The 26757-nt window shown below is 68.0% G+C and carries 22 protein-coding genes and 1 tRNA gene; 11 read left to right on the top strand and 12 right to left on the bottom strand.

The window, feature by feature from the left end; all coding sequences use genetic code 11:
• Positions 1 to 68: 68 nt before the first annotated feature.
• From cobF to GONAM_RS18610, 3 genes are read right to left on the bottom strand one after another with little or no spacing between them, the layout of a single operon-like run.
• Positions 69 to 827 carry a precorrin-6A synthase (deacetylating) gene (gene cobF, locus GONAM_RS18620; protein WP_006868307.1) on the bottom strand — a complete coding sequence of 253 codons (759 nt, stop codon included), beginning with the start codon at positions 825 to 827 and terminating at the stop codon, positions 69 to 71.
• Between the two features lie 2 nt (positions 828 to 829).
• Complete coding sequence (locus GONAM_RS18615; protein ID WP_006868306.1) at positions 830 to 1639, bottom strand: SDR family oxidoreductase; 810 nt, start codon at positions 1637 to 1639, stop codon at positions 830 to 832.
• 26 nt (positions 1640 to 1665) lie between these two features.
• Entirely contained in the window at positions 1666 to 1881 is a 216-nt protein-coding gene (locus GONAM_RS18610; protein WP_006868305.1) for a hypothetical protein, read from the bottom strand.
• Positions 1882 to 1963: 82 nt separating this feature from the next.
• Here GONAM_RS18610 and GONAM_RS18605 point away from each other — a divergent pair, with 82 nt between their 5' ends.
• Entirely contained in the window at positions 1964 to 2923 is a 960-nt protein-coding gene (locus GONAM_RS18605; RefSeq protein ID WP_006868304.1) for a GlxA family transcriptional regulator, read from the top strand.
• Positions 2924 to 2952: 29 nt separating this feature from the next.
• Here the strand turns inward: GONAM_RS18605 and GONAM_RS18600 are convergent.
• A tRNA-Arg gene (locus tag GONAM_RS18600) sits at positions 2953 to 3028 on the bottom strand.
• 300 nt (positions 3029 to 3328) lie between these two features.
• On the opposite strand from GONAM_RS18600, the gene GONAM_RS18595 reads away from it, so the two are divergent.
• Positions 3329 to 4621, top strand: coding sequence for an acyltransferase (locus GONAM_RS18595; RefSeq protein ID WP_006868303.1), 1293 nt, complete (start codon positions 3329 to 3331; stop codon positions 4619 to 4621).
• A 35-nt stretch (positions 4622 to 4656) separates the two neighbouring features.
• Here GONAM_RS18595 and GONAM_RS18590 read toward each other — a convergent pair whose 3' ends face one another.
• Positions 4657 to 5880: an oxygenase MpaB family protein gene (locus GONAM_RS18590; protein WP_006868302.1), complete on the bottom strand. Its 1224-nt coding sequence runs from the start codon at positions 5878 to 5880 to the stop codon at positions 4657 to 4659.
• A 151-nt stretch (positions 5881 to 6031) separates the two neighbouring features.
• On the opposite strand from GONAM_RS18590, the gene GONAM_RS18585 reads away from it, so the two are divergent.
• A complete protein-coding gene (locus GONAM_RS18585; RefSeq protein ID WP_006868301.1) occupies positions 6032 to 6724 on the top strand; it encodes a TetR/AcrR family transcriptional regulator in 693 nt (230 codons plus the stop codon).
• 55 nt (positions 6725 to 6779) lie between these two features.
• Positions 6780 to 8408: an MFS transporter gene (locus GONAM_RS18580; RefSeq protein ID WP_006868300.1), complete on the top strand. Its 1629-nt coding sequence runs from the start codon at positions 6780 to 6782 to the stop codon at positions 8406 to 8408.
• Between the two features lie 7 nt (positions 8409 to 8415).
• On the opposite strand, the gene GONAM_RS18575 is transcribed toward GONAM_RS18580, so the two are convergent.
• The gene (locus GONAM_RS18575; RefSeq protein WP_040536917.1) at positions 8416 to 8856 is read right to left on the bottom strand and encodes an SRPBCC family protein; all 441 of its coding nucleotides are present in this window, start codon (positions 8854 to 8856) and stop codon (positions 8416 to 8418) included.
• 140 nt (positions 8857 to 8996) lie between these two features.
• Here GONAM_RS18575 and GONAM_RS18570 point away from each other — a divergent pair, with 140 nt between their 5' ends.
• From GONAM_RS18570 to GONAM_RS18550, 5 genes are all read left to right on the top strand, one after another.
• Positions 8997 to 10370, top strand: a complete 1374-nt coding sequence (locus GONAM_RS18570) for an MFS transporter (RefSeq protein ID WP_006868298.1) — start codon at positions 8997 to 8999, stop codon at positions 10368 to 10370.
• A gap of 16 nt (positions 10371 to 10386) precedes the next feature.
• Positions 10387 to 12360 (top strand): gamma-glutamyltransferase, encoded by a 1974-nt coding sequence (ggt, locus tag GONAM_RS18565; protein ID WP_040536915.1) that lies wholly within the window; start codon positions 10387 to 10389, stop codon positions 12358 to 12360.
• A 190-nt stretch (positions 12361 to 12550) separates the two neighbouring features.
• Positions 12551 to 14722 carry a glutamine synthetase III family protein gene (locus tag GONAM_RS18560; protein WP_006868296.1) on the top strand — a complete coding sequence of 724 codons (2172 nt, stop codon included), beginning with the start codon at positions 12551 to 12553 and terminating at the stop codon, positions 14720 to 14722.
• A 168-nt stretch (positions 14723 to 14890) separates the two neighbouring features.
• On the top strand, positions 14891 to 15997 hold the full coding sequence (locus GONAM_RS18555) for a carbon-nitrogen hydrolase family protein (protein ID WP_006868295.1): 1107 nt from the start codon (positions 14891 to 14893) through the stop codon (positions 15995 to 15997).
• A gap of 107 nt (positions 15998 to 16104) precedes the next feature.
• Positions 16105 to 17136 (top strand): AraC-like ligand-binding domain-containing protein, encoded by a 1032-nt coding sequence (locus GONAM_RS18550; RefSeq protein WP_006868294.1) that lies wholly within the window; start codon positions 16105 to 16107, stop codon positions 17134 to 17136.
• Here GONAM_RS18550 and GONAM_RS18545 read toward each other — a convergent pair.
• The gene (locus GONAM_RS18545) at positions 17069 to 18676 is read right to left on the bottom strand and encodes a PucR family transcriptional regulator (RefSeq protein ID WP_006868293.1); all 1608 of its coding nucleotides are present in this window, start codon (positions 18674 to 18676) and stop codon (positions 17069 to 17071) included. The genes GONAM_RS18550 and GONAM_RS18545 overlap by 68 nt on opposite strands.
• 74 nt (positions 18677 to 18750) lie before the next feature.
• Between GONAM_RS18545 and pruA the strand changes: the two genes are divergently transcribed.
• Entirely contained in the window at positions 18751 to 20403 is a 1653-nt protein-coding gene (gene pruA / locus GONAM_RS18540; protein WP_006868292.1) for an L-glutamate gamma-semialdehyde dehydrogenase, read from the top strand.
• On the top strand, positions 20400 to 21350 hold the full coding sequence (locus GONAM_RS18535; protein ID WP_006868291.1) for a proline dehydrogenase family protein: 951 nt from the start codon (positions 20400 to 20402) through the stop codon (positions 21348 to 21350). Before pruA ends, GONAM_RS18535 begins: the two co-directional genes overlap by 4 nt.
• Before the next feature lie 4 nt (positions 21351 to 21354).
• On the opposite strand, the gene GONAM_RS18530 is transcribed toward GONAM_RS18535, so the two are convergent.
• From GONAM_RS18530 to GONAM_RS18510, 5 genes are read right to left on the bottom strand one after another with little or no spacing between them, the layout of a single operon-like run.
• Complete coding sequence (locus tag GONAM_RS18530) at positions 21355 to 21903, bottom strand: hypothetical protein (RefSeq protein ID WP_006868290.1); 549 nt, start codon at positions 21901 to 21903, stop codon at positions 21355 to 21357.
• Positions 21903 to 23507, bottom strand: a complete 1605-nt coding sequence (locus tag GONAM_RS18525) for an FAD-dependent oxidoreductase (RefSeq protein ID WP_006868289.1) — start codon at positions 23505 to 23507, stop codon at positions 21903 to 21905. Before GONAM_RS18525 ends, GONAM_RS18530 begins: the two co-directional genes overlap by 1 nt.
• A complete protein-coding gene (locus GONAM_RS18520) occupies positions 23504 to 24391 on the bottom strand; it encodes an FAD:protein FMN transferase (protein WP_083876450.1) in 888 nt (295 codons plus the stop codon). The genes GONAM_RS18525 and GONAM_RS18520 overlap by 4 nt, the downstream gene beginning before the upstream one ends.
• A 26-nt stretch (positions 24392 to 24417) precedes the next feature.
• Entirely contained in the window at positions 24418 to 24924 is a 507-nt protein-coding gene (locus GONAM_RS18515; protein ID WP_006868287.1) for an FMN-binding protein, read from the bottom strand.
• Between the two features lie 59 nt (positions 24925 to 24983).
• A complete protein-coding gene (locus GONAM_RS18510; protein WP_006868286.1) occupies positions 24984 to 26696 on the bottom strand; it encodes a substrate-binding domain-containing protein in 1713 nt (570 codons plus the stop codon).
• Positions 26697 to 26757: the final 61 nt, after the last annotated feature.

Below are 26757 nucleotides of genomic sequence, written 5' to 3'. Positions count from 1 at the left end.
CTCGGATCTCCATCCACAAGATCGGCGGGTAACGCGTTGCGCGGCAGACGGTTCGATCGGATTGAAGTTCAGCGGACCTTGCGCAGCAAGTAGATGTCCATGATCCACCCGATCCGTTCGCGGGCTTCGGCCCTGGCTTCGACGATCTGCTCCGTCACGTCGCCGACCCGGCCGCTGATGAGGATCTCGTCGTCGGTGCCGACGTAGGCGCCCCACCATATGTGGTCGTCGGGGTCGGCGGTGCGGCGGAAGGCGAGATCGCCGTCGAGCATCACGACCTGGTTGGCGTCGGCACCGGCGGGGGTGTCGGCGAGGCGGCGACCGGTGGTGATGTGGATCGGTTCGCCGACGCGGTTGGCGACGATGCCGTGCGCGGCGGTGAGCGCACTCGCGCTGGTCACCCCGGGGATCACCTCGACCGTGAGCTCGAGATCGTCCCGTGCGGCGAGGTCGTCGACGATGCGCAGCGTGCTGTCGTACAGGGCGGGATCACCCCAGACGAGGAAGGCCGCCACCCCGCCGTCGCCGACCTCGTCGCGCAGTGCGGCGGCGATCAGATCGGCGCGCGCGGCGTGCCAGCGCCGGACCTCGGCGTCGTAGTCGGCGGGCGCACGGTCGCGCGGCGGGTCGGGGATCTCGACGAGCGAATACCCCTTGTGGGCATGTGCGTCGAGGATCACCCGGCGGGCGTCGAGCAGTCCACTCTTCGCCGTTCCTTTCTCGAGCGCGAGGAAGGCGTCGACATCGGCCATGGCGTCGATGGCCTGCAGGGTGACCTGGCGGGGACCGCCGGGGCCGATCCCGATGACCCGCAGCGTGATTCGCACGGTCAGATCTTCACCTTGGGCAGCCCGTGCTTGCGTGCGGTCATGTCCAGGATCAGCTGGCGGGGCGCGAGCCTGCGCAGGAAGAACACGACGCCCGCCTGGTTTCCTCTGGCATAGAAGGGTTTCGGGTGTTCGGCGAGCGCGGCGTCGACGATCTGGGTGGCCATGTCCTCCGCGCTGATCCCGGCGTCCTCGTTACGGCGGGTGGCCGCGGCGAGGGTCTCGTACTCGGCGCGGTACGGCGAGTTCTCCCGGATATGGATGGACCGGCGGTCACCGATGCCGGTCGCGATGGTGCCCGGTTCGACCGAGATCATGCGGATCCCGTACGGCGCCACCTCACGACGGGTCGCCAGCGCGAAGGCCTTCAGCGCGGATTTCGTCGCCGCGTAGTTGGACCGGAACGCGACCGGGAAGCTCGACAGCATCGAGCCGACCATGACGACCGTTCCGCGACGCCGCTCACGCATTCCCGGGAGGACCGCCTTGGTGAGGGCGACCGGTCCGAACACGTTGACGCGGAACAGATTCTCGATGGCCTGCATCGACGTGTCCTCGAGGGCGCCGGCCTGGGACTCGCCGGCGTTGTTGACCAGGATGTCGACAGGCCCGACGAGGTCGGCGCAGGCGGTGGCGGAGTCGTAGTCGGCGTTGTCGAGGCGGACGTAGGTGACACCGGGGATGGGGCTGCGCACTGCGTCCGGGTTGCGGGTGGTGCCATAGACCCGATGGCCGCGGGCCACGAACTGTCGGGCGACTTCGGCGCCGATACCACTGGTCGCGCCGGTGACGAGAACGGTCTGGGAGCTCACGCCCGCTACGGTATCGCAGCCCTGTTCTACACGAGTCGGTCGTAGCGGCGCGTGAGGATGCTCAGCTCGACGGCGACGCGATCGGTGTCGGGCCCGTAGGGACGCCTCGGATCGCGGGTCGACCAATCGACGAAACGCTGCAGCGGAGTACGAGTTCCGGCAGGCGTGCGGCGGGTGAAGTGCACGAGCGCGACGACGGCCAGAAGGGCCACCGTGGCGAGAACGATGAGTGCGATGATCATGGCAGTAATTCTCCGTCCGCCTGATTACCGCCAACAGTGGCACAAACGTCAATGTCCGCAAATCTTCTGCCATACTGGCGTCATGCTGAAATCGGTCGGGGTTCTGCTCCACGGCAACGTCGCGATGTTCGAGTTCGGCGTGGTCCACGAAGTGTTCGGCCTCGACCGGACCGACGACGGCGTCCCCGGTTTCGACTTCCGCGTCGCCTCCCCCGACCCGTCCGTGCCACTTCCGGTCGGCAACGGCGTGTCGATCCAGGTGTCGCATTCCCTCGACGAGTGCCGCGACGTCGACCTCGTCGCCATCCCCGGCGGAAAGGTCGACGGCGACTATCCCGAGGAGATCCTCGATACCGTGCGCGCGGTGGTCGACAACGGCGGCCGCGTCCTCACGGTGTGTTCGGGCGCCTTCGTCGCCGGCGCGGCAGGCCTGCTCGACGGCCGCCGCTGCACGACGCACTGGCGCTTCGGCGAGGAGCTGGCACGACAGTTCCCGAAGGCGAAGGTCGACACCGACGTCCTCTTCGTCGACGACGGCCCCATCACCACCAGCGCCGGGACGGCAGCCGGGATCGACGCGTCGTTGCACCTCGTCCGCGAGGCATGGGGGCCGGGCGTCGCGAACCGGATCGCCCGTCGCATGGTCGTCTCACCCCACCGCGACGGCGGTCAGCGACAGTTCGTCGACGCCCCGATGCCCGCGTGTTCCGACGAGGGATTCGGAGCGCTGCTCAGCTGGCTGCTCGAACATCTCGACCGTGACATCAGCGTCGACGACATGGCGGAACGGATGCACATGTCCGGCCGGACGTTCGCGCGACGGTTCGTCGACGAGGTCGGGGTGTCACCACGGAGATGGCTCACCGAACAGCGTGTACTGGCCGCCAAGAACCTGCTGGAGTCGACGGATGCGCCGGTCGAGGAGGTCGCTCGACTGGTCGGATTCACCTCGGCGACGCTGCTCCGGCACCACTTCGCGGCATCCGTCGGGGTGTCGCCGCTGGTGTACCGACGGCGGTTCGCGAAATCCGCTGCGGTGTGAAATCCAACTGGTGGTGCCCCGCTGTGGTCTGGTGCCCTCGGTAGGATTCGAACCTACGACCTACCCTTTAGGAGAGGGTTGCTCTATCCCCTGAGCTACGAAGGCGGGCGCCCACTCGGGCGACGCGGCAAGTCTACGGCAGCAACCCCGGACTCCTGTGGCCCCTCCTCAGATCGTGAAGATGGCGAATTTTCTCCGCCGTCGTCGGCCCTCCGCACGATCAGACTTCACCGATCTGCTGCATGCGCTGCCGTCCGGTAACCTCGACCGCTGACAAGGAACCGGGCAATTCCGGCTGTGATTGTCATCACTGAGGACACCCCGGCGTTGAGGTTCCTGCCAGATTCGGCCCGTACACTTCGTTCAGGTAACAGTTTGGTCAACCCGGGGGAGGTCTTTGCGTTGGTGCACGCAGCGAGCTCGGCGCGCACCGCCGACACCGAGACCAGCACGTCTGCGGACTCGGACATCACGACCGGCATCGCGCCGGCGACGCCGCCTCCGACGTCCGCTCCGGTTCCCACACCGCGTTCCCGCGCTCACACCGCCGACTTCGTCCGCGTGTTCTTGTTCACCTTCGTGGTCGTCGCGCACAGCGTGAACGCGATCAACGGCGGGCCCGACGAGGTGCGCGGCGCCAACCTGGTCGGCACCCTCTGTCACCTCACCCGCTACGGCTTCGTCGCGGTGACGCTCTACGTCCTCGTGCTGAGCATGCAGGGCCGGGAGATGTCCCCGGTACAGTTCTGGCGCCGCCGCTTCGGTTTGGTGATCGGGCCCTACCTGGCCTGGACCGTCATCTACGCGATCACCGACCACATCGTCATCCGGGACAACCCATTCCCGCCGGCGGGTGAATGGTTCTCCGGACTCGCACACGACCTGCTCGTCGGCGAGGGCAAGTACCAGCTGTACTTCCTCCTGATCTCGATGCAGATCTATCTGTTCTTCCCGCTCATCGCGTGGATCTTCGAGCGCGGCCGCAACCGGCCGTGGCTCCTGCTGTCCGGTGGCGCGCTCATCCAGATCACGATGTTCGTCATCTACCAGTACCTGCCGCGGCCCTCGGGCGCCGCCTGGGACGTCACCTACCACCACCTCTGGAAGACGCTGCCGATGTACGCGCTGTTCGTCGCCATGGGTGTGGTGGCGGCGCAACACCAGCAGGCTGTGGACAAGTGGCTGCGTGAACACATGGCGACCGTGGTGCTCGTCGCCGCCGGGTGCGCCGCGTTCACCGTCGCCGGTTACCTGCTGGCGACCTCGCCGGGCAACGTGCCGTGGAAGGCCAACACCGCCTGGAACCCGGTGTCGCTGCCGTGGCTCGTGGGTGGGTTCGTGTTGCTATGGCTCATCGGTCTCGTCTGGGACGACCGCCGCGCGGCGGGCCGTCCGGCCGCGGCGAAGTTCGTCTCGCAGGCGACACTGCGTGCGTTCGGCGTCTTCGCCGTGCACCCGCTCATCCTCGACGTCCTCGGACGCGTCGGATTCCTCAGCGGGCTGTTCGAGTGGTTCCCGCATTCGGCGATCCTGCGGTCGCTGATCCTCATCGCGGTCGTTCTCACCAGCTCGCTGATCGTCGTCGACCTACTGCTGCGCCTCCCGTTCAGCAAATGGCTGACCGCCCGGCCCCGCATCCCCCTGCTGCCGAAGCGCGAGAAGAAGCAGGACCGAGCGGTCGCAGCCGAAACCTCGTAGCCTCGTCGGCGGTCAAAAGGAGTCGATCGCCGCAGTCACCGGTACTTGGGGTTGTTGAACACCGGGATCTCGATGTTGATCGGCATCCGCAGTTCCGACATGTAGAAGAGGACGAACTGGCGGAGGAATTCGTCGATCATCCAGTACGCCTCGCGCGGCATCCCGACGTTCAGCAGGCCTTCACGGACCAGTACGTACGGCGTCCAGGCCGTCTCCAGCAACGGCGTCCACACGGGTTCGCGCGGGATGTTCAGCCCGTCGGCGGCCTTGTCGCCGAGCATGAATCGGGTCAACGCGCCGAGCACTCCGCGTGAGAGCAGGGTCAGGTCCAGATTCATACCCAGGTCGAGCAGCATGTCCGCGAGCTTGCGACCCTCCGGCGTGGGGTGCTGGATCGGGTCGAGCACCTGCCTCGCCTGGGATTCGGCGGCATTCCACGACGCCGGGATGTACTCATCCTTGACACCCAGCATGTGCGCGGTGATCTGCCACGAATGCAGGAAGCCCGCCGACTCGTCGGCGGCGATCGGCACCTGCCACTTCTCGAAGTTGCGCACCACGGTGGTCGGCAGGCTGTGCCAGGTCACCATGATGTCGGCCTGGCTGATCGGCACATCCTCCGATGCGGAGTGCACCCAGTGCGGTGACTGCGGGAGGAGGTGTCGGACGCCGGCATGTGCCATCCGGGTCTTCAGGCAGGTGACGACCATCTCGCCGTCGGGTTGGTAGGCGTTGAGAGATCCGATGTCGTAGCCGAGTTTGGCGGTCTTGGAGATGCGGTCCTTGAGGTCCCATCCACCCTTGGAGTAGTAGACCGCCCGCGCCTCCTTGGGGATGAGGGTGCTCATCATGCCGCTCGCGAAGCCGTAGATGATGCCGAGGTACGTGCCGCGCTTCTGGTTGAACCTCACCGCGGCGGCCAGCTTGGACCGGTCGGTCCACGACGGCAACTGCCGCGCGTGCTCCATGAAGTCGCGCAGCTCCGGCGGCAGCCCGGCCGGCAGCGGCTGCGAGTTCTTGTGCCAGGTCCGCAGCAGCTTGTTGACCTTCGGCGCCTGACCACTGTCGATGACCTTCGCGATCACCGGGTCGGCCTCGTCGTCCCAGAGGGTGCGCGGGTCGGCGCCCACACCGCGGCCCGGCAGCGAGTTCGCCGGCGACCACGTCCACGGGCTCGCCGGGGCCACCGCGGCCACCGCCCCGGCCGCTCCGACGACCCCTCCTGCCTTGAGTAGCTTGCGCCTGTTCAGATCCTGCATGGCCCCGTCCCGTTCAGTCCGATGTATCAATGTGACAATCTTCGTAACCTTGTATCCTTGATAACATCGAGTGACTCAGGACACACCGACATTCTCGGATTTGCGATCGTTGATCCGGGCAGATCGATCGCCACACCGAAGGGAATCGCCGATGCCGTCGTCCGCTGCGGACATCCCCGGTCCGGGCTTGATGCCGGTCGGTTCGTCGTCGAGCTCGGTGATCCACCGCGCGTTCCTCGGGTCCGTGAACCCCACCGACACCGAATCCGACCCGACGGCCGAACGTCTTCTCGACGCCGCCTTCGACCTCTTCTGCCGACTCGGCATCCAGCGGACCCCGATGGAGAAGGTCGCGAAGAACGCGGGCGTCACGCGGGTGACCCTCTACCGGAAGTTCGCCACCAAGGACGCTTTGGTCGACGAGGTGGTGCTGCGCGAGTTCCGGCGCTACTTCGACCAGTTCCGCACCGACATCCCGGCCGCGCAGACGGTGGCCGAGCGCGTGGTCGTCGGATTTGTCGGATCATTGCGGGCCGTCGCGAGCAACCCCCTGATCAGCGGGATGGCCGACTCCGAGTCGAGCATGCTCATCGAATCGATGATCGGCGACGACGGCCTCCTGCTCTCCGTCGTGCAACAGTTCGTGGCCGCTCAACTACGACGAGAACAGTTGGCGGGCAACATCTCCGAGGACCTCGACATCGAGATCGTGGCCGAGATGATGGTGCGTATCTCGGCGTCGTTCCTCACCGTGCCGAGTCGCGTCGTCGACATCACCGACGACGCCCAGTTGGCCGACATCGCGAGACGGTTCCTCGTCCCGATGCTCGATCCGCCGCGCTGACGGCTCCCGGCTGCGACAATCGTCGGATCACTTTCCAGCTGAGGGGAGTTCCGCGATGCGTTCGTGGTCGGTCATCGTCATCCTCGCGGTCTCCCAGTTCGTGATGGTGCTCGACAGCACCGTCATGAACGTGTCGATCTCGGTCGTGGCAGCCGATCTCGACACCTCGATCACCGGCATGCAGGCCGCGATCACCTTCTACGCCCTCACGATGGCGGCGTTCATGTTGACCGGTGGCAAACTCGGCGACCTCATGGGCCGCGCGCGGGCCTTCAAGATCGGTGCCGTCATCTACGGGATCGGTTCCTTGACGACGGCTTTGAGCCCCAACCTGACCGTCCTCATGCTGGGCTGGTCCCTCGTCGAGGGGCTCGGCGCGGTACTCGTGATACCGGCGATCGCCTCCCTGGCCGCCATCAATTACACCGGAAAGGCCCGGGTCACCGCCTTCTCGGTCCTCGGCGCGGTGACCGGACTCGCCGCCGCCGTCGGCCCGTTGCTCGGCGGTCTGATGACCACCTACGCCTCGTGGCGTTACGTCTTCGTCGCCGAGACCGTGGTGATGGTCGTCGTCCTGTTCGCGGCGGGCCTCATCCACGACGTCGAGCGCGACCGCGACGTACGAATAGACCCGCTCAGCGTCCTCGCATCCGCCGGCGGCCTGGCCCTCATCGTCTACGGAGTGTTGCAGTCGAAGACCTGGGGATGGTTGAAGCCGCAGCACCCGCCGGAGCTCGGCGACACCGAGATCGCCCCGCTGGGCGTATCCCCGGTCGCTTATCTGCTGCTGATCGGCGTGGTCGTGCTGTGGCTGTTCGTCGACCGTCAACGCACGCTCGCCCGTACCGGCCGGCAACCACTGCTCCGCGTCGAATTGCTGCGGATCCCCGCGCTGCGCAGCGGCCTCGGCGGATTCCTGGCCCAGTACTTCGCGATCGCCGCGCTGTTCTTCGTGGTGCCGGTCTACCTGCAGACGATGCAAGGACGTGATGCACTGCAGACCGGGGTCAAGATCCTACCGCTATCGGTAGGGCTCGTGCTGTTCTCGATCCTCGGATCCTGGCTCACCGCACGACGCTCCGCCCGCTTCATCGCCCGCGGCGGGCAGATCATCATGGCCCTGGGCGTCCTCTTCGTGATCGCCGCCGTCGGAGTCGACCTGCGAAGTGTGGCCTTTGCCATCGGGATGTTCGTCGTCGGAGCAGGTTTCGGCCTCCTCGCCTCCCAGCTCGGCAACGTCAACATGTCCGCGGTCGAGGAGAAGGACACCTCCGAGGTCGGCGGACTACAGGGCACCTTCCAGAACCTCGGCTCGTCGTTCGGTACGGCGGTCGCCGGTTCGGTGTTCATCCTCCTGCTGTCGTCGGGTTTCCTCTCCACCGTCGGCGACACCGAATCACTGTCCGCCACAGAGCAACAGCAGATCGTCTCCACCGTCGACGACGCCGGGGTGCCCATCATCTCAGCGGATCAGGCACGCACCCTGGTCCTGGACTCCGGCGGCTCGGAGTCCGCCGCGCAGGCCGTGTCGGAGGCCTACGCCGACGCGCAGGTCGCCGCGATCCAGCAGGCCCTGTTCATCGTGTTCGTGCTGCTCGTGCTGGCGCTGCTCTTCTCGAGGAACCTGCCGAACCGGGTCGTCGCGCACGGCGACGACACCGCCGACGGGGTCACCGGGACGTGAAACGTGCTCAGCCCCCGGCGACCACGTTCTTCGCGATGGTGGCCTCCGTGTGCTTGATGGCCTGGGCGGCGAACGGCCCGACGATGCCACCGAGCACTCGACCCGCGATGCCGCCGGGCAGGGTGTAGCTGAACTCCACCTGCAGTTCGGTGCCCTTGTTAGCGTCGAGGAACCGCCAGGTGGTGTCGGCCTGGAAACCCTCGATCGCCTTGAGTTCGATCAGTTCGTCGACGACGTACCGGGTGCATTCCACGACCGACTTGAGCTTCTTCGGACCGACGTCGATCGTCAGCTCGAAGACGGAGCCCAGACCCTGGGTCTGCTCGGTCCGCGGCTCGAAGCGGGTCACCCCCATCAGGTACTCGGGAACGTTCTGGTACCCGTCGACATACTGGAAGACCTTGTCCCGAGGCGCATCGACCATGGCCTGATGACGTACCACTCCCACGCTCTACCCCGTTCTCGCGTGCCCGGCCCGGTGTGGCCGTGCTGTTCCCGATCGACACTATGCGGTCGGTACCGCTTCCGGGCGCGGGACACGGCCTACCGATTTGACCCCCGTCGCCGGGTCCGATATTCCTTCAGACGGTGTCGACGTCAACGGGCGGATGGTCCGAACTACTCGCCCGTGAACACCGCGCCGCGGTGTCGGTCTTCGCCGGCGGCATCCTCGTCTTCGCCATCAACACCTTCCTCACCTCGGCCTCGCTGCCCAGCACCGTCGCCGACATCGGCGGCGAACAGTTCTACGCCTGGGTCGTCACGGTCTTCCTGATCGCCTCCGTCGTGGCGTCGATGTTGGTGACGCGCGCGCTGGCCCAGTTCGGCGCCCGGGGCGCCTATCTGATCGGGTTCTCCGCGTTCGCCGCGGGTTCACTGGTCTGCGCGCTCACCCCGACCATGCCGATCCTGTTGGTCGGCAGGCTGATCCAGGGACTCGGCGGCGGACTTCTCACCGGCCTGGCGTTCGCGGTCGTGCAGATCGCCCTGCCGCAGCGCATCTGGGGCCGGGCCGTGGCGATGATCTCGGCGATGTGGGGTGTCGGCAACATCGTGGGTCCGGCGATCGGCGGCATGTTCGCCGAGGTCGGACTGTGGCGGGGCTCCTTTTGGTTCCTGACCGTCGTCACGCTGGCCATCGCCGCGGTGGCCGCCCGGGTGCTGCCGCGCGGTCGCGGCTCCGGCGACCGGCACCCGTTGCCATGGGCATCGCTGGCGGCGGTGACCGTCGCAGCCGGGGCGGTCTCGGTGGCCGCGATCTCCGGTTCGACGACGGCGGTCGTGGTTCTCGGCGGTGTCGCGTTGCTCGCCCTGCTCGGGTTCGTGGCCGTCGATCGACGCGGTGACACCGGCCTGCTCCCCCGTCTCACCTATTCGGTGGGCAATCCCCTCAAGTGGATCTATCTCTCGATCGCGGTGTTGGCGGCCGGGTCGACCGCCGAGGCCTTCCTCCCGTTGTTCGGCCAGCAGGTCGGCGGGCTGTCACCTTTCACCGCGGGTCTTCTGCCGGCTGCGCTGTCGACCGGGTGGACGGTCGCGCAGATAGCCAGCAGCACGTGGGCCCACGGCCGCTCGGCATCGGCCGCCCGCGTCGCGGGGCCGGCATTCCTCGCCGCGGGCCTGGCCGGTTACGGCCTCCTCCAGTCCTCGACCGCACCGATCGCGATCGCCGGCTGGTATGTCTGCCTCGTCGTCGCCGGCATGGGCATCGGCATGGCCTTCCCGCACATCGCGACCGCCGCCATGGGCATCACCGACGACCAGGCCGAAGCCGCGCGCGCATCGGCGGGCATCAACTCCGTGCAGATGGTCGCCAACACCGTCGGGTCGGCTGCGGCCGGTCTGCTCGTCAGCTTCGGCGCCGACGCGGTCGGGTCGGCACGACTGCTGACGTTCGGTTTCGCCTGTCTCGCGGTGATCGGGGTGGGCATCGCCGTTCGGTCGGTCCGCCCTGCGCGGTGACCGTACGCTGAGGTCCATGAGACGCCGTCGGGGAAGTCATCATCTCGGATCCCGCGGCCTCCGGCTGACGGTGGTCGCGGTCGCCGCCACGCTGGTCGTCGCCTCGTGCGGGTCCGACGCCGACGAACCGTCCGCCGCGCCGGTCACCTGCGCGGAGATCCCGAACGGCCAGCTCATCGACGCCCAGGAGGTCTCGGCCGCCCCCACCGACATCGCGACCCGACCCGAGATCGCATCGGGTTACCGCAGCGGGATGAAGCCGGTCCGGACCGGGACCTACGCCGCGGCGACGGCCAATCCGCTGGCCACCCGCGCGGCCTGCGAGGTGTTGCGCGACGGTGGCACCGCGGCCGATGCCCTGGTGGCCGCGCAGATGGTGCTCGGGCTCGTCGAACCGCAGTCGTCGGGTATCGGCGGCGGCGCCTTCGCCCTCTACTACGACGCGGCGTCGAACACGGTGCGCGCCTTCGACGGCCGCGAGACGGCACCCGCGGCCGCCACCGAGACCTACCTGACGCAGATCTCCCCGACCGACCCGGCGCCGCCCGTACCGAGTGCCCGCGCGTCGGGACGATCGATCGGCGTCCCCGGCGTGCTGCGGATGCTCGACATGGTCCACGGCGAGTACGGCAAGCAGGCCTGGCGCGACCTGTTCGAGCCGGCGATCACCCTGGCGGACAGCGGTTTCGAGATCAGCCCACGACTGGCCGGGGCGATCGCCGCCTCCGCACCGGAGCTGAAGGCCGACGAGGAGGCCCGCACCTACTTCCTGACCGGCGAGGGCACGGCGAAGCCCGCGGGCACCGACCTGGTCAACCCGGCGTACGCCAAAACCCTTGGCGTTCTGGCCGCCGACGGCGCCGACGCGATGTACGACGGCCCCCTCGCCCGGGCGATCGTCGCCGAAGCGGGCAGCACCGCCGGCGGTATGACGCCGAGCCTGATGACCGTCGACGACCTGCGCGACTACCGGGCGATCGCCCGCGAACCCATCGTGACGGAGTACCGCGGCCGCCAGATCGTCGCCATGCCCGGACCGTCGTCGGGCGGCATCGCCGTCGCCTCCACGCTGGGCATCCTGGAGAACTTCGACCTGCCGACGATGGGGCCCACGGAGCTCGATGCAGACGGTGGCAGGCCGAATCCCGCTGCGGTGCACCTGATCACCGAGGCCGAGCGACTCGCCTACGCCGACCGCGACAAGTACGTCGCCGACCCCGATTTCGTTCCGCTGCCCGGGCGCGGCGTCGAGACCATGCTCGATCCCGCCTATCTGAAGGAGCGGGCCGGGCTGATCGAACCCGACTCCTCCCTGGGTGAGGCACCGGCCGGGGACCTCGGGCCGGTCCCGCTCGGTTCGCATCCGGGGACCGAACACGGCACCAGCCACATCACCGTCGCCGACCGCTACGGCAACGTCGCATCGATGACGACAACCATCGAATCGGCGTTCGGCAGCTATCACATGGTCGACGGCTTCCTGCTCAACAATCAGCTCACCGATTTCTCGGCCGAACCGCGCGACGACGACGGCGCACTGCTCGCGAACCGGGTGTCCCCCGGCAAGCGTCCGCGCTCGTCGATGGCGCCGACCCTGGTGATGCAGCCCGGAACCGATGGCGCCCCCGCGCAGGTGGTCGCCGCGCTGGGTTCCCCGGGCGGATCGGTCATCATCCAGTTCGTCGTCAAGACGCTCGTCGGAATGCTCGATTGGGGCCTGAACCCGCAGCAGGCGGTGTCGATGATCGATTTCGGCTCCGCCAACACCCCGACGTCGAACGTCGGCGGTGAACATCCCCTGGTCGACATCACCGACGATGGCGCGAACGACCCCCTCGTACGGGGTCTCCGCGAACGCGGCGAAGAGGTGTCCGTCGACGAACAGTCCAGCGGACTCAGCGCGATCATGCGCCACGACTCCGGATGGATCGGCGGCGCCGACCCGCGCCGTGAGGGTGCCGTGATGGGCGACGGCGCCACGCTGCGGTGAACCGCTGACCTCGGGGAGCGGGATCATCCGAACGGACGAATCCGCTCTGCGCCATCAGTTTTCCTCAGCGTCACACGGGGGCAACGGGGCGCATACACCCAGCTCATAGCGTCGACTCGCTCGCAATCGCGAACCCAGCGACTTCGTCGTGCCGACCTGATGGTGTCGACGAGAAACACCAGGAGTAACCATGAGTGGCAGCATGTCCCGCCGTCAGGCCATCGAGGCCGTGACGACCTACGAGGTGTCGGCACCCGGATTCACCGAGCCGTTGGCAGACACCTTCGGACGCAACGTGTTCAGCTTGTCGGTCATGAAGAAGCGCCTGCCGAAGCACGTCTTCAAGGCGGTCGCGGCGACCATCGACACCGGCTGTCCGCTGGACCCGACCCTCGCCGACTACGTCGCGGTCGCGATGAAGGACTGGGCCATCGAGAAGGGCGCAACGCACTACGCGCACGTCTTCTACCCGCTCACGGGTTTCACCGCGGAGAAGCACGACTCGTTCCTCGAACCCGATTCGAGCGGTGCATCGCTCGCCGAGTTCGCGGGCAAGACCCTGCTGCAGGGTGAGCCCGACGCGTCGAGCTTCCCCAACGGCGGTCTGCGCGGCACCTTCGAGGCGCGCGGCTACACCGGCTGGGACGTGACGAGCCCCGCCTACATCCTGGAGAACCCGAACGGCAACACCCTGTGCATCCCCACGATCTTCATCTCGTGGACCGGTGAGGCGCTGGACAAGAAGACCCCGCTCCTGCGCAGCCAGCAGGCCATGAGCAAGCAGGCGATGCGCCTGCTGAAGCTCTTCGGCCACGAGGACGTCGACACCGTCGTCTCCTACGCCGGCGCCGAGCAGGAGTACTTCCTGATCGACGAGCACTTCTTCTACGCCCGCCCCGACCTGATGACCTCCAACCGCACCCTGTTCGGCGCCCCGCCGTCGAAGGGTCAGGAATTCGACGACCACTACTTCGGCGCCATCCCCGAACGTGTGCTGTCGTTCATGATCGAACTCGACCGCGAGCTGTTCAAGCAGGGCATCCCGGCCAAGACCCGCCACAACGAGGTCGCCCCCGGCCAGTTCGAGATCGCGCCGGTCTTCGAGCGCTCGGTGTTGGCCCACGATCACCAGCAGCTGATGATGACCACCATGAAGGCGGTCGCCGAGAAGTACGGGATGAAGTGCCTGCTGCACGAGAAGCCGTTCTCCGGCGTCAACGGCTCGGGCAAGCACGTCAACTTCTCGCTCGGCAACGCCAATCAGGGCAACCTGCTCAACCCGGGCGACACCCCGCACGAGAACATGCAGTTCCTCACCTTCTGCGGTGCGATCATCCGCGCCGTCCACCTCTATGGCGGCCTGCTGCGTGCCGCCGTCGCATCGGCGTCGAACGATCATCGTCTGGGCGCGAACGAGGCTCCGCCGGCGATCATCTCGATCTTCCTCGGCGAGCAGTTGATGGACGTCTTCGAGCAGATCGCCAAGGGCGGCGCCACCGGCTCCAAGGCGGCCGGCGTCCTCGAACTCGGCGTCGACACCCTGCCGCCGCTGAAGGCCGATCCGGGCGACCGCAACCGCACCAGCCCGTTCGCGTTCACCGGGAACCGATTCGAGTACCGCGCACCGGGTTCCAATCAGTCGATCTCCGATCCGATGGTCGCGATCAACACCATCCTGGCCGATTCCATCGACCACATCTCCACCGAGCTGGAGAAGCTCCTCGCCGACGGCGCCGACCTCAACGACGCCGTCCAGAAGGTGCTGCAGGAGATCATCAACGCCCACGGTGCGGTGATCTTCAACGGCAACGGATACTCCGACCAGTGGCAGGAGGAAGCCGCCGCCCGCGGCCTGAAGAACCTGCGCACCACCGTCGACGCCGTCACCGAGTACACCTCGGACGACGTCATCGAGATCTTCGAGAAGTACGGGGTGCTGTCGGCCCGCGAGCTCGAGGCCCGCGAGGACGTCATCTTCGAGTACTACGCCCTCACCATCCTCGTCGAGGCCAAGGAGACCTCAGAGATCGCGAAGACGATGATCATGCCCGCCGCGATCCGCTACCAGGGCGAACTGGCCGGCACCGCGGCGTCGTTGAAGATGGCCGGGATCGAGTCTCCCACACCGCTTCTCGGCGAACTGACCGAACTGATCAGCCGGCTGCACGACGCCGTCGTCTCTCTCGACGAGGGCATCGCCGGCATGCACGGGGACAGCACCTACGAGGAGTCGAAGTACGCACTCGAGACACTGATCCCGGCGACGGCGGCGGTGCGCGAGGTCGCGGACACGCTGGAGGGGATCGTCGCCGACGACCTCTGGCCGCTGCCCACCTACAACGAGATGCTCACCATTCTCTGACGTCTCGCGGGACTCCTGTTGAGAACCGCCCCTGAGATCCACCCATGGATCTCAGGGGCGGTTTTGTTCTCGCGTCCCGAATCGACAACAGCTCTGGCACTTTCCGACAAGGCGGCCGTCGGCTGCGGATCTACACTGAGCGCTCCGCACCGATGATCGGAGAGTCCAATGGTCAACTACACCAACAAGTTTCGGGTGGCAACCACCCAGATCGAACCCGTGTGGCTCGACGCCGCGGCAACAGTCGACAAGGCGGTCTCCTGGATCGCCGAGGCCGCCGGCAACGGCGCCGAGCTGATCGCGTTCCCCGAGGTCTTCGTGCCCGGCTACCCGTACCACCTCTGGAACGGCAGCATGCTCGCCGGCATGGGCCGGTTCGCGGTGCCGTATCACCAGAACTCACTCGCGATGGACTCGCCGGAGGTGGCCCAGCTCCTCGACGCGGCCGGCAAACACGGCATCGGTGTGGTCATCGGCATCAGCGAGCGCGGTGGCGCGAGCCTGTACATGAGCCAGCTGATCATCGGCCCGGACGGTTCACTGGTCGCCAAGCGCCGGAAACTGAAGCCCACCCATGTCGAGCGGAGCCTGTTCGGCGAAGGGGACGGTTCGGACCTGGCGGTCTACGACATGCCGGTGGCGCGCGTCGGCGCGCTGAACTGCTGGGAGCACGTCCAGCCGCTCACCAAGTTCGCGATGTACTCGCAACACGAACAGGTGCATGTGGCCTCATGGCCGGGCATGTCGCTCTACCAGCCGGAGGTCTTCGCCTTCGGTGTGGAGGCACAGCTCATCGCGACCCGGGCATACGCCCTCGAGGGCGGGACGTTCGTGCTCTGCTCGACCCAGGTCGTCACCGACACCGCGCTCGACTTCTTCTGCACCACCGACGAAGAGCGCGCGCTGATCGGATACGGCGGAGGTTTTGCCCGGATCTTCGGGCCGGACGGATCCCAGCTGTCCGACGCCCTGCCGGAGGACGGCGAGGGCATCCTGTACGCAGACATCGACCTCTCGGCGATCGCGCTGGCCAAGCAGGCGGCGGACCCGGTGGGCCACTACTCGCGGCCCGACGTGTACGCACTGCAGCTGAACGCCTCGTCGCAGTCGCCGGTGCTCATCCCTCACGATCCGGCCACCGCACCCGGTTCCGTCGCGAGCACCGCGATCTCGCGCGCCGCGGGCGACACCGGATCGCCCCGCGCGTTGGACGGGCTTCCCCTCGCTCTCGACGCGCCCGCAGACGACCTGGCGGACATGTCGAGCGACCGATGATCCGCGCGTAGGGGCGCCTGGGAACCCGAGCAGTAGGGCCGGACCTGTCCTACACTCGGGGCACCCGTGAGCCAGGGGCCGAACCTGAGATCTGTTGGGGTCTGTCTGTGTCAAGAATCTTCGACGTCCGTACGTTGCCTCGTCACGACCGCGTCTCCACCTGGCACGAGGTCATCTGGCGGAGTTACGTTCCGCTGGACATAGACGTCGATCTCGACGACCCGAACGAGTTCTCCGGCACGGTCGCGACGGCGCGCGTCGGTGACATCCGGATCGCGACCTCATCGTCGGGTGCCTCTCACCGCATCGTGCGGACCCGGAAACTCGTCAGCCGCGGGAACGAGTCAGCGGTGATGATCGGCCGGCAGGTGTCGGGCGCGGGCATCGTCGGGCAGCACCGCAACCGATCCGTTCTCGACGCGGGTGACTTCGTCCTGTGGGACACGAGCTCGCCCTACGAGATCCGCTTCGGCGAGCACTGGGAGATGCAGGTACTCCAGGTTCCGCGTCACCGACTCGGACTGTCCGACGAGGCGATCGCGCGACTCTGCGGTCGCGCGTTCCGCCCGTCGGACCACCCGTTCTATCGCGGCGTCTCACAGTATCTGGGTGCGGTGGCCGACTGCGAGGACGATCCCACCGCCACCGACATCGTCGCGCGATCGGTCGACCTGTTCCGCACCGCAGCCGACCGGCTCACCGGAGCAGACTCGGTGACCGGCCCCGACGACGAGCGGAGGCGCCGCGTACTGGCGGTCGTCGACGCCAACCTCGCACACCCCGCCCTCAGTGTGCAGTGGCTGGCGCGAACCTGCGGTATGTCGACCCGATCGCTGCACCGGTTGTTCGCCGGCACCGAGACGACGATCGGCGACGAGATCAGGCACCGGCGGATGGAGACGATCCGGTCGCAACTCGCCGACCCGAAACACCGTCACCGAACCATCTCCGCAATCGCCCGGGCGTGGGGCTTTCCGGACGCTCCACATTTCAGTCGCGAGTTCACGCGACGGTACGGGATCACACCCACCGAGTGGCGCGCGGGATCTCTCGCCGCATGCAAGCCCGGCCCTACCGCACCCGCAACGACAACGCCACGACGAGCCGGGTCGCGGGGTCTTCGAGGTCCATCCCGGTGAGGGTCTCGATCCGACGGATGCGGTAGCGCAACGTGTTCGGGTGGACGTGCAGGTCGTTGGCGGCCGACCGGACGTCGCCGAAGCGGTCGAGGTAGGCGCGCAGGGAGACGGTGAAATCGCTGCCGGTGCGTGCGTCGAGGTCGGCGAGTTCGGACACCCGCGGGTCGACGAGGTCGGGGTTCTCGGCGAGCAGCGCGACGATCTCGCCGAGAAGCACGCCGGTGCGCGAGCCGGCGACGGTGGTGACGTCGTCGATCAGTTCGCCCTCGAGCGATGCCGCGTCGAGCACGCGGTCGATCTGGGCGCGCAGCTCCGGTACCGCGGCGAGGTTTCGGGGTCCGGCGACCACGGCGCGGATCCGCATCCCGAACTGCCGATCCGTGGCATCGACGGACACCCGTGCCCACTCCACCGCGGCGTCGTCGGTCACCCCGGGCAGCACCACGTAGGCGCGGTCGCCGATGGTCGCGGTCACCGACAGCGGACTGAACGCGCTGGCGTGCAGCGTGAGCGCGGAGATACGAGTGGCGTTCTCCGCCAATGGGACCGGGGCATCGTCGGCCGAACCGGCCGTCGCGAACCCGACGAGAACCACCGCGACGGCCGGGTCGATGCCGAGCTGGGCGGCGAGCGCGTCGACGTCGACGATGTCGCCGCGTGCACCGAGGAGCCGACGCACCAGTTCGTCGTGTTCCGTCCCCGCGGATCGACGACGGGCGATCACCCGGGCAGCCACCGCGGCCGCACCGGTGAGCACCTCGTCGGTGTCGTCGGCGAACGGTCCGGCCCCACGCTGCAACCAGACGACCCCCAGGAACTCGGCCGTGCCCGGGGCGCGGATCGCGACCGCGCGGCGTTCCCGAAGCCCGAGGTCGGTGCGCGCGTCGACCGCGACCACCCGCGCCGACGTGCGCACCGCGTCCATCACACCCCACTGCCGGAGCCAGGCAAGCATCTCCGGCGGGCCCTCACGACCAAGGATCGACAACCGCCGTAACTCGTCGGCCTCGTCGCCGGCCGTGCTGTAGGCCAGCACATGCGACCGCTCGTCCTCGATGCTGACCAGCCCGCCAGTGCGACGGGCCACCTCGGCTGCGAGTTCGAAGAGATCGCCGGTGGCGCCCGACTCCATCGACTCGCCGCCGTCCGGCGAACGCCGCGCGGTGTCGAGGACGCGCGACACCAGATTGTAGATGCGTTCCCACCGCGCGTGCGGGTCGATGGCGACGACCGCGATGCCGAGCCGATCGGCGAGGTCGGTGAGGGTCGCCGGCGCCGTCTTGCTCAAGACCGCGACAGGGCGATGGACACCGAGGCCGGCCAGGAGTTCGGTGGCGACGTCGTCAGGCAGGCCCACGAGCAAGAACACGTCGGCCGACCGTGCCGCGCGACCGAGGCCGAAGTGGACGTCGTCGATGTCGATCATCGCCAGGCTTCGCACCGGCACGTCGAGTCCCTGCGGCGCGGTGACCAGGGTCGCCACCGTCCGATCGAGGGCCAGGATGAGCCGCCCGAGCGCTACACCCGGCGATTTGTCCATACGGACAAGGCTAAGTCCGATCGGTTTGCCGATCGGCCATATCGCCGGAACGCCCTCCGCAGTGAACTGACGTCATGGACGCCATCACCACTCCCCCTCGACCGGCCAACGAGCCGGTGCACACCTACGCCCCGGGCACTCCCGAGCGCACCCGGATCATCAGCGAACTCACCCGCCAGTCCAACGCGGGCCGACGCGAATTGCCGCACATCATCGGCGGACGCCTGCATCTCGGCCACGGCGAACAGATCGAAGTCGTGCAGCCGCACGCGCACCGCGAGGTTCTCGGCTTCCTCACCAACGCCACGCACGACGACGCCCGCGCCGCCGTCGACGCCGCGATGGACGCGAAGGAGGACTGGGCCCACACGAGCTTCGACGACCGAGCCGCGGTGATCCTGCGCGCAGCCGAACTGCTGTCGGGTCCGTGGCGGGAACGGGTCGCCGCCGCCACAATGCTCGGCCAGTCGAAGTCGGTGCAGCAGGCCGAGATCGACGCACCCTGCGAACTCGTCGACTTCTGGAGGTTCAACGTCGCCTTCGCCCGCGAGATCCTCGCCGAACAGCCGGTGTCCTCGCCCGGGGTCTGGAACCGGCTCGATCACCGTCCGCTCGACGGATTCGTCTACGCGGTCACCCCGTTCAACTTCACCGCCATCGCCGCGAACCTGCCGACCGCGCCGATGCTGATGGGCAACACTGTGGTGTGGAAGCCCTCGCCCACACAGGCATACGCGGCCCAGTACACGATGGCCCTGCTCGAGGCCGCCGGCCTGCCGCCCGGGGTGATCAACCTCGTCCACGGCGACGGACGTGCCGTGTCGGATGTCGTTCTCGCGGACGAGAACCTGGCCGGCATCCACTTCACCGGGTCGACGCGGACGTTCCAGCACCTCTGGCGCGAGGTCGGCAACAACATCGAGAAGTACCGCAACTACCCGCGACTGGTCGGCGAGACCGGCGGCAAGGACTTCATCGTCGCGCATTCGTCCGCCGAACCGCACGCCCTCCGGACGGCGTTGATCCGCGGCGCCTTCGAATACCAGGGCCAGAAGTGTTCGGCCGCATCGCGCGCCTACATCGCCCGGTCCGTGTGGGACAAGATGGGCGACGACTTCCTCAGCGAGGCCGCCGAACTCAGCTACGGCGATGTGCGCGATCTGTCGAACTTCGGCGGCGCCCTCATCGACCGTCGTGCCTTCGACAAGAACATCGTGGCGCTGCGCCGCGCCAAGTCTGCCCCATCGCTCACGGTCGCCGTCGGCGGTCAGGTCGACGACACGGTCGGATACTTCGTGCGCCCCACCGTGTTGCTGTCCGACGACCCACGGGACGAGGCGTTCTCCACGGAGTACTTCGGCCCGATCCTCGCGGTGTACGTCTACGACGACGCCGACTACGAGACGGTTCTCGACCTGGTCGACACCACGGCGAAGTATGCGCTCACCGGAGCGGTCATGGCGACCGATGTGGCCGCGGTCGCCCTCGCATCGGACCGGCTCCGCAACGCGGCCGGCAACTTCTACATCAACGACAAGCCGACCGGCGCCGTCGTCGGCCAGCAGCCGTTCGGCGGCGGTCGGGCGTCGGGCACCAACGACAAGGCGGGGTCGAAGCAGAACCTGTTGCGCTGGACGTCGACCCGCACCATCAAGGAGACCTTCAACCCGCCGACGACGTCCCGGTATCCGCACATGAGCACCGACTTCACGGGGGTCACCAGTTGAGCACGGTCTTCGACACCCTGCTGCGCCCGACGATCACCGCCGCGGCGCGCAGCGAACGGATCAAACAGATCTCGCAGCGCTGGTCGGTCACCGAGAAGGTCGTGCGACGGTTCGTGCCCGGTGAAACGCTCGACGACGTCCTCGCCGCCATCCGACGCGAGCTCGACGACGGACTGGCCGTGACGATCGACTACCTCGGCGAGGACACCACCGACGAGTCCCAGGCCGATGCCACCGTCGCCGCATATGTGTCTCTGCTGGAAATGATGCGGGGCCTGGGTACGGCGCCCCCGGGTGCACTCGAGGTGTCACTGAAACTCACTGCGCTGGGTCAGCGTCTCCCGGAACACGGCGCCAAGATCGCCGAGGAGAACGCCCGAACCATCGCCGCGGCAGCGCATCGGGCCGGTGCACTGGTCACCATCGACGCCGAGGATCACACAACCGTCGACGAGCGTCTGGCCATCGTGCGCTCGCTGAGACGGGACTTCCCCGACGTCGGGACCGTGCTGCAGGCGTATCTCCGGCGCACCGAGGACGACTGCGCCGAGTTCGCAGCTTCGGGCGCCCGAATCCGGTTGTGCAAGGGCGCCTATGCCGAACCACCCGCGGTCGCCTACCCCGACCGTCGTCAGATCGACGAGGCCTACCTGCGCTGCCTGCGAATCCTGATGAAGGGCAACGGTTATCCTATGGTCGCCAGCCACGACCCGACGATGATCGAAGCGGCGACGATCCTCGCGGCCGAGTTCGACCGCACCCCCGACACCTGGGAATACCAGATGCTCTACGGCATCCGCACCGACGAGCAGCGACGCCTCGTTGGGTCGGGAGCCCGCGTGCGCGTGTACATCCCGTACGGCACCGAGTGGTACGGCTACTTCGTCCGACGCCTCGCCGAGAAACCCGGCAACCTCGGGTTCTTCCTGCGGGCGCTGGTCGGGTAGCTGGTCACAGCGGCTGGGCCCGCTTCACCTGGTCGGCCGCGCGGGATGCGTCGAGTTCGATGTCGGTGATGATCGTGGCGGGACCGAGGTGCAGGGTCCCCGACGTCAACGGCTGGGCACGCAATCCGCCGCGACCGATGAGAGCTTTGCGCCCGCCCTCACCGGCGACGGTGTCCATCCACGAACACGGGTGCGCCGGACGCCCGCCGCGGAAGCGAATGGTCCCGGAACCGGTGTCGAGCTCGAACTCCCGGCCGCGCAGCGGATCGAGTTCGATGCCGCGGACGACGACGTTGCGTCGGGCGAGTACGGGATCGGCATTCCCGGCGGCGGCCGTCCAGGCCTCGATCGCCAGGAAGGTCACCGCCGCCTCGGTGTGGGCCTTCACGCCGAAGAATCGGTCGCCGCGAATCCCCTTGTCGGCGACGATCTCCACCGAGTCGGGAGTGAGGGTCTCGACCTCGTCGGCGGGACCGTCCTTGGGCCGCCCGAAGTATGCGTGCTTCGGGGACACCACGAAGGTGAGGATCTCGCAGGGGTACTCGAAGCCCATCAGTAACCGGTGAACGAGTCGGTGTGGATGCGCCACGGGCGCAATCTCGTTACCGGGTCGAGGTGCCGGATCGTCGACGACGTGCGTTCGACGAATGCCGGTGGGCCCGAGACGTAGTAGTGCGCACCGTCGCTGTCCGCGCCGTCGATGTTCGCACCGACGAGCTCGGCCAGTCGGTCGGCATCGTCCACGCCGTCGGCGAGTTCAGGTGCAACGACCGTCATCACGCGCGCCCCCTTCGACCCTGCGTTCTCGAGCACGTCGCCGTAGACCGCCCGACCCGGTTCGCGGAGTACGTGCACCACCGTCAGGCCCGACAGATCACCGGACAGCGAACGCATCATCGAGACGAACGGCGTGATCCCGACACCCGACGCGAGGAGCACGACCCTACCCTTGCCCGGGAACGCCCGCGGCAGGACGAAGTCGCCGCCGATCTCGTCGACCCAGGCCCGCCGGGCACGGCCGTCGATGAGCGCGGCCTTGAACGACGACGGCTCCCCCGCGACCGTGAAACCGAACTCGACCGGCACCTCCTTCGGCGCGGACACGAACGAGAAGACCCGCCGCGAGCCGGCCCACACCGGCGCCGACCACCGCGGCACACTCACGCTCGACCACTGCCCCGCCCGGAACGACGGTGCGCGACCCGCGGGTTCGCCGGTGAGCGCATAGGTGCGGTCCGCCAACGGCGTCGTCTCGACGTCGAGCCGCACCCGGCGCGCAGTGCGCGTCGCCAGGCGCACCGCGAAGGCGTAGAGGCTGCCGACGAGCAACGCGACCTCCGGCACGAACGCCAGGGTGTACGAGTCGGTCACCTCGACCGTGTACTGGCAGTGCATCAGCACCCCGACCAGGGCCGCGTAGATCAGCCGATGCGGCTGTCGCGCCGGAGAGGTCAACGGTTCGGGCAGCATGATGGCCGCGACGAACAGCATCGGGGAGGACACGATCCACGTCGACAGATCCTGGCCGCCGCGAACCAGTTCGACCGCCCCGATCGTCACCAGCGACGCGACGACGAACACCGCCACGAGGAGCCACTCGCGGATCAGGGTGACCACGGCCGCGCCGATGACGATCATCGGGATCAGCAGCGGCTCGGCCGCCACCCACCAGAACGGGAAACTCAGTCCCTCGACGCCGGCGTAGGCCAACGCGTAACAGCCGACGGCACCGGCGACGGCCGGGTTCAGGATCAGCCGACGCCGCCAGGCCAGAACATATTTCGACCCCGCCGCGATCGCCGCCGCCGTTGCAGTGGTCGCCATCGCGGTGTCCTCCGACCCGCCCGGCACCACGAAGAACAGGATCAGCCCGGTGATGAGCCAGGAGTCGGAGTTCGGCGGCACCCGCAAGATCGCAGCGAACAGATAGGTGGCCGCGCCGCTCACCCCGACCGCCACCAGCAGCCACACCGCGAGTTCGTCGGGTCCGTAACCGAAATCGGCGTCGACCGCGGACACCACGAAGGCCGCGACTGCGAGCAGGACCAGCCCGCACAACACCGCCCGGTACGGGGTGAGGTGTCGCCGCGCGGCATCGAACGGGACGAGAAGCCGCGGGAGAACCGAGGTGGATCTCGTCGAAACCGCCGTCGTCACAGGAACAACTCCAATCCGGGGATCGCCGTGTGCTCGACACTCCCGTTGCGTCGGATGGTCACATGATGGAAGCCCTCGGCGTGATGGTCGAAGTCGCCGCGCAGGAATGCGGCCGGGGTGAAGAACAGCGCGGTCGCCAACCCGTCGGCCTCCATCGCCGACGGCGCGATCACCCACGTCGCCAGCACTTCCCACGCCGGCGAGGCGGTACGCGGGTCGACGATGTGATGCCAGTCCGCCCACACCCGGCGATTGCTCGCCGACGCACAGATCGCCCCGCCGTCGAGGCTGACCACACCGATCGCCTTGTTCGGGTCCATCGGATGTTCCAGCGCCACCCGCAACGGGCGGGTCCGGGGAGAGACGACCATGTCACCGCCGGCGTCGACGACGAACTCGTCGGTGACCTGCGCGACGATCGTCGCCACCCGGTCGACCGCGAATCCCTTTCCCGCCGCGCCGACATCGAGCAGCGCGGGTCGGCGCAGTTCCAGCGCGGCGTCGTGCCCGGAGATCACCTCATCCCACGCCGGGACCGCGGACACCGAAGCCGCGGGCCGCAGTGTGTACACCCCGTCGTACCCGGCATCGGCGAGCGTCTGCCCGACCAGCGGCGTGACCGCACCACGGGTCAGCCGGTACAGCCTTCGATACCAGTCGACGAGCGGCTGATCCGACTCCGCGATCGGGTAGCGGCCTGCCGCCCGGGCCATGTCGGCGACCGTCGAGTCGTTGCGAAATCTGGACCACGCCAGGTCGATCCGATCGATCTCGGCGCGCACCGCGTCGACGACATCGGCGGACAGCGGCGCCGGTGTCGTGACCGTCCACCGGGTGCCGATCGCGTCGAACACCCAGTCATGAACGGCCGCAGGGGAATCCATGCCAGGAGAGGTCAAACCGGTCGGCCTCAGTTGATGGCTTCCTGTTTGATCTTCTCGATCGCCTCGTTGAAACCACCCGAGGTCAGCGACGATCCGGAGACCTTGTCGACCTCGATGTCGTCGATGTTCTTGCCCACGACCACATCCGAGATCCCACCGGCGAACTTGCCCTGGTACTCCACCGACGGGCCCTTGGTCTGGCTCGTGTCGACCGACACCGCAGTGATGACGTCGTTCGACAGCGTGACGGTGACGCCGACCTTCTGGGGTCCGCCGGGCGAGATGTATCCGCCTTCCGCGGTGTACTCGCCGTCCTTGTACTGCTCGCCCGTCGCGCCCTCGGCCACCGTCGCGGTGGAGGTGTCGGCAGTGGTCGTGCTTCCGGAGCCGGAGTCGTCGGAGGAACAGGCCCCGGCGACGAGACCGACGGCGGCCATCGCCGCGACGACGCCGCCGGTGCGCATCAGAACCGACGAACGGGTTGAACCGGACAGCTCGGGATCAGACGGGACAGGGCTCGAAGTGGAGGTCATCGGCCCATTGTCCCTGATCGCCCGATGGCCCGCGCCTCGCCTCCGGTGACTTCTGCCGGTCAGCGACCGGCCGCGGCGACGCGCGCCTGGATGGCGTCGACGAACACGGTCCGGATGTCGGCGGCGTTCTCGGCGATGTAGGTGGTGCCGCCGGTGGCCTCGGCGATCTGCTTGAGCGCGTCGGAGTCCGCGTCGTCGGAGATGCCGATCGTCAGGACCAGGACGGGACGCGCCGGGTCCTCGAGTCGCTTCAGCTCGGCGAGCAGTTCGTCGAGACCGATGCTGTTCGGGTCCTCGTTCTGCCCGTCGGTCATGATGATGACGCTGTTGGAGTAGTTCGGGTCGTAGGTGTCCTGGACCTTCTTGAACGCGGCGAGCGTGGTGTCGTAGAGGCCGGTCCCGCCACCGAGATCCGACAGCCCCTCCTCGACCGCCTTGCCGAGCGCCTCACGGTGTGTACCGCCGCCCGAGCGAGCATCGAGTCGTCGGATGGGGGCCATCTCGACCCAGTCCTGGCCGTTGCCGCCCTTGTCGACGCTGAACGCCCAGCCGCCGATCATCGTGTTGTTGGGGAACAGCTTCAGACCGGTCTGCGAGGCGTCGATCAGCAATCCCGCGCGGGTGGTCCCGCCGGCCGGGGTCGCCATCGAACCCGAGGTGTCCTGTACGACGAGGGTGCGGATCGGCACGCCGAGAACCTGCCACTGACGCAGGGCCTTGTCGACCGACGACGGATCGCGCAGCTCGAGCTCCTTCACCGGCTCGCCGACCCCGTTTCCGTCGGCGTCGCGATAGCCGGCGTCGGACAACGCCTTGCGGCCCGCGTCGGAGTCGAGGGCCGCCACGAGCGCGGCACCGGCCTCGTCGGCGACCTGCTGGCGTGCGGCGGATGCGGTGTTCACGAGCGGGTACTCGAGCATGACGGTGCCCGCGGCCGGGATGGAGGACTTGAGCTTCGACCCCTGGTGGGTGCGCATGAACAGCTCGTACTGCTGCTCGGTCGTCACCACCGGCACACCCGAGGTGTTCGCCAGATTGAGACGGGTGCCCTCATTGTCGTTGGTCAGACGCGCGTTGTTCTGCTGGATCGCCAGGACCGTCATGGCCTCGGTGAACTTCTCCTCCGGCAGTTCGCCGGCGTCGACGGCCGCGAGCGCACCGATGATCGGGGCGTCACCGGTGCTGGTGTCGACCGGGCTGCCGGTCCGCAGGTCGGGGAGCTTCATGACCTCGACCCACGTGTCGAGTTCGGGGACGTTCTCGCCCGCGACGACGGTCGGGGTCGAGGCGACGGAGGGTGCGACCAGGTCGAGGTCGCGACGGACCTGCGTCGTGACGCGGCGGGCCTGGACCTGCGAGTCGGCGACCCAGAGGTCGGGGGCCGCGGCGCCCTGCGTCAGCAGGCCGGGCACATCGGCGCCGGCGGCGGTCTGGACGTCGTAGTCGTAGCAGGAGTCCGCGGATGCCTGCCGTGCCACCTCACGCAGGGGGCCGGTCATCGCGGAGTCGGACGCAACGGCCACTCGGGTGCGGTCACCGCAGCCGCCGGAACCGGCCTGCCAGATGATCACGCCGGTGACCAGGGCGACGACCGCGACCAGGGCGATGATCGCCCACAGCCAACCCCCGCGGCGACCGCTGCCGGCCTCGCGGTGCTCGAAGCCGAAGTCGTCGTCGGATCGGCTCGCGTCTCCCGCGGGTCCCCCGCTGCTCGCGGCAGCCCGGCCCCAATCGTTCCCGCCGCGGTCGGCATCTGAGCTGTGACGCCCCATAGTTTTCTCGTTCCCCTCTTGTGGCGGTGTTCTCGCACCGCCTGACGCATCGCTGTCACCC

It is taken from the genome of Gordonia namibiensis NBRC 108229 (assembly GCF_000298235.1).
In the GTDB taxonomy this organism is placed as follows: domain Bacteria; phylum Actinomycetota; class Actinomycetes; order Mycobacteriales; family Mycobacteriaceae; genus Gordonia; species Gordonia namibiensis.
The sequence above is the reverse complement of the archived record's forward strand: the minus strand, read 5'-3'. Positions and strand labels throughout refer to the sequence as shown.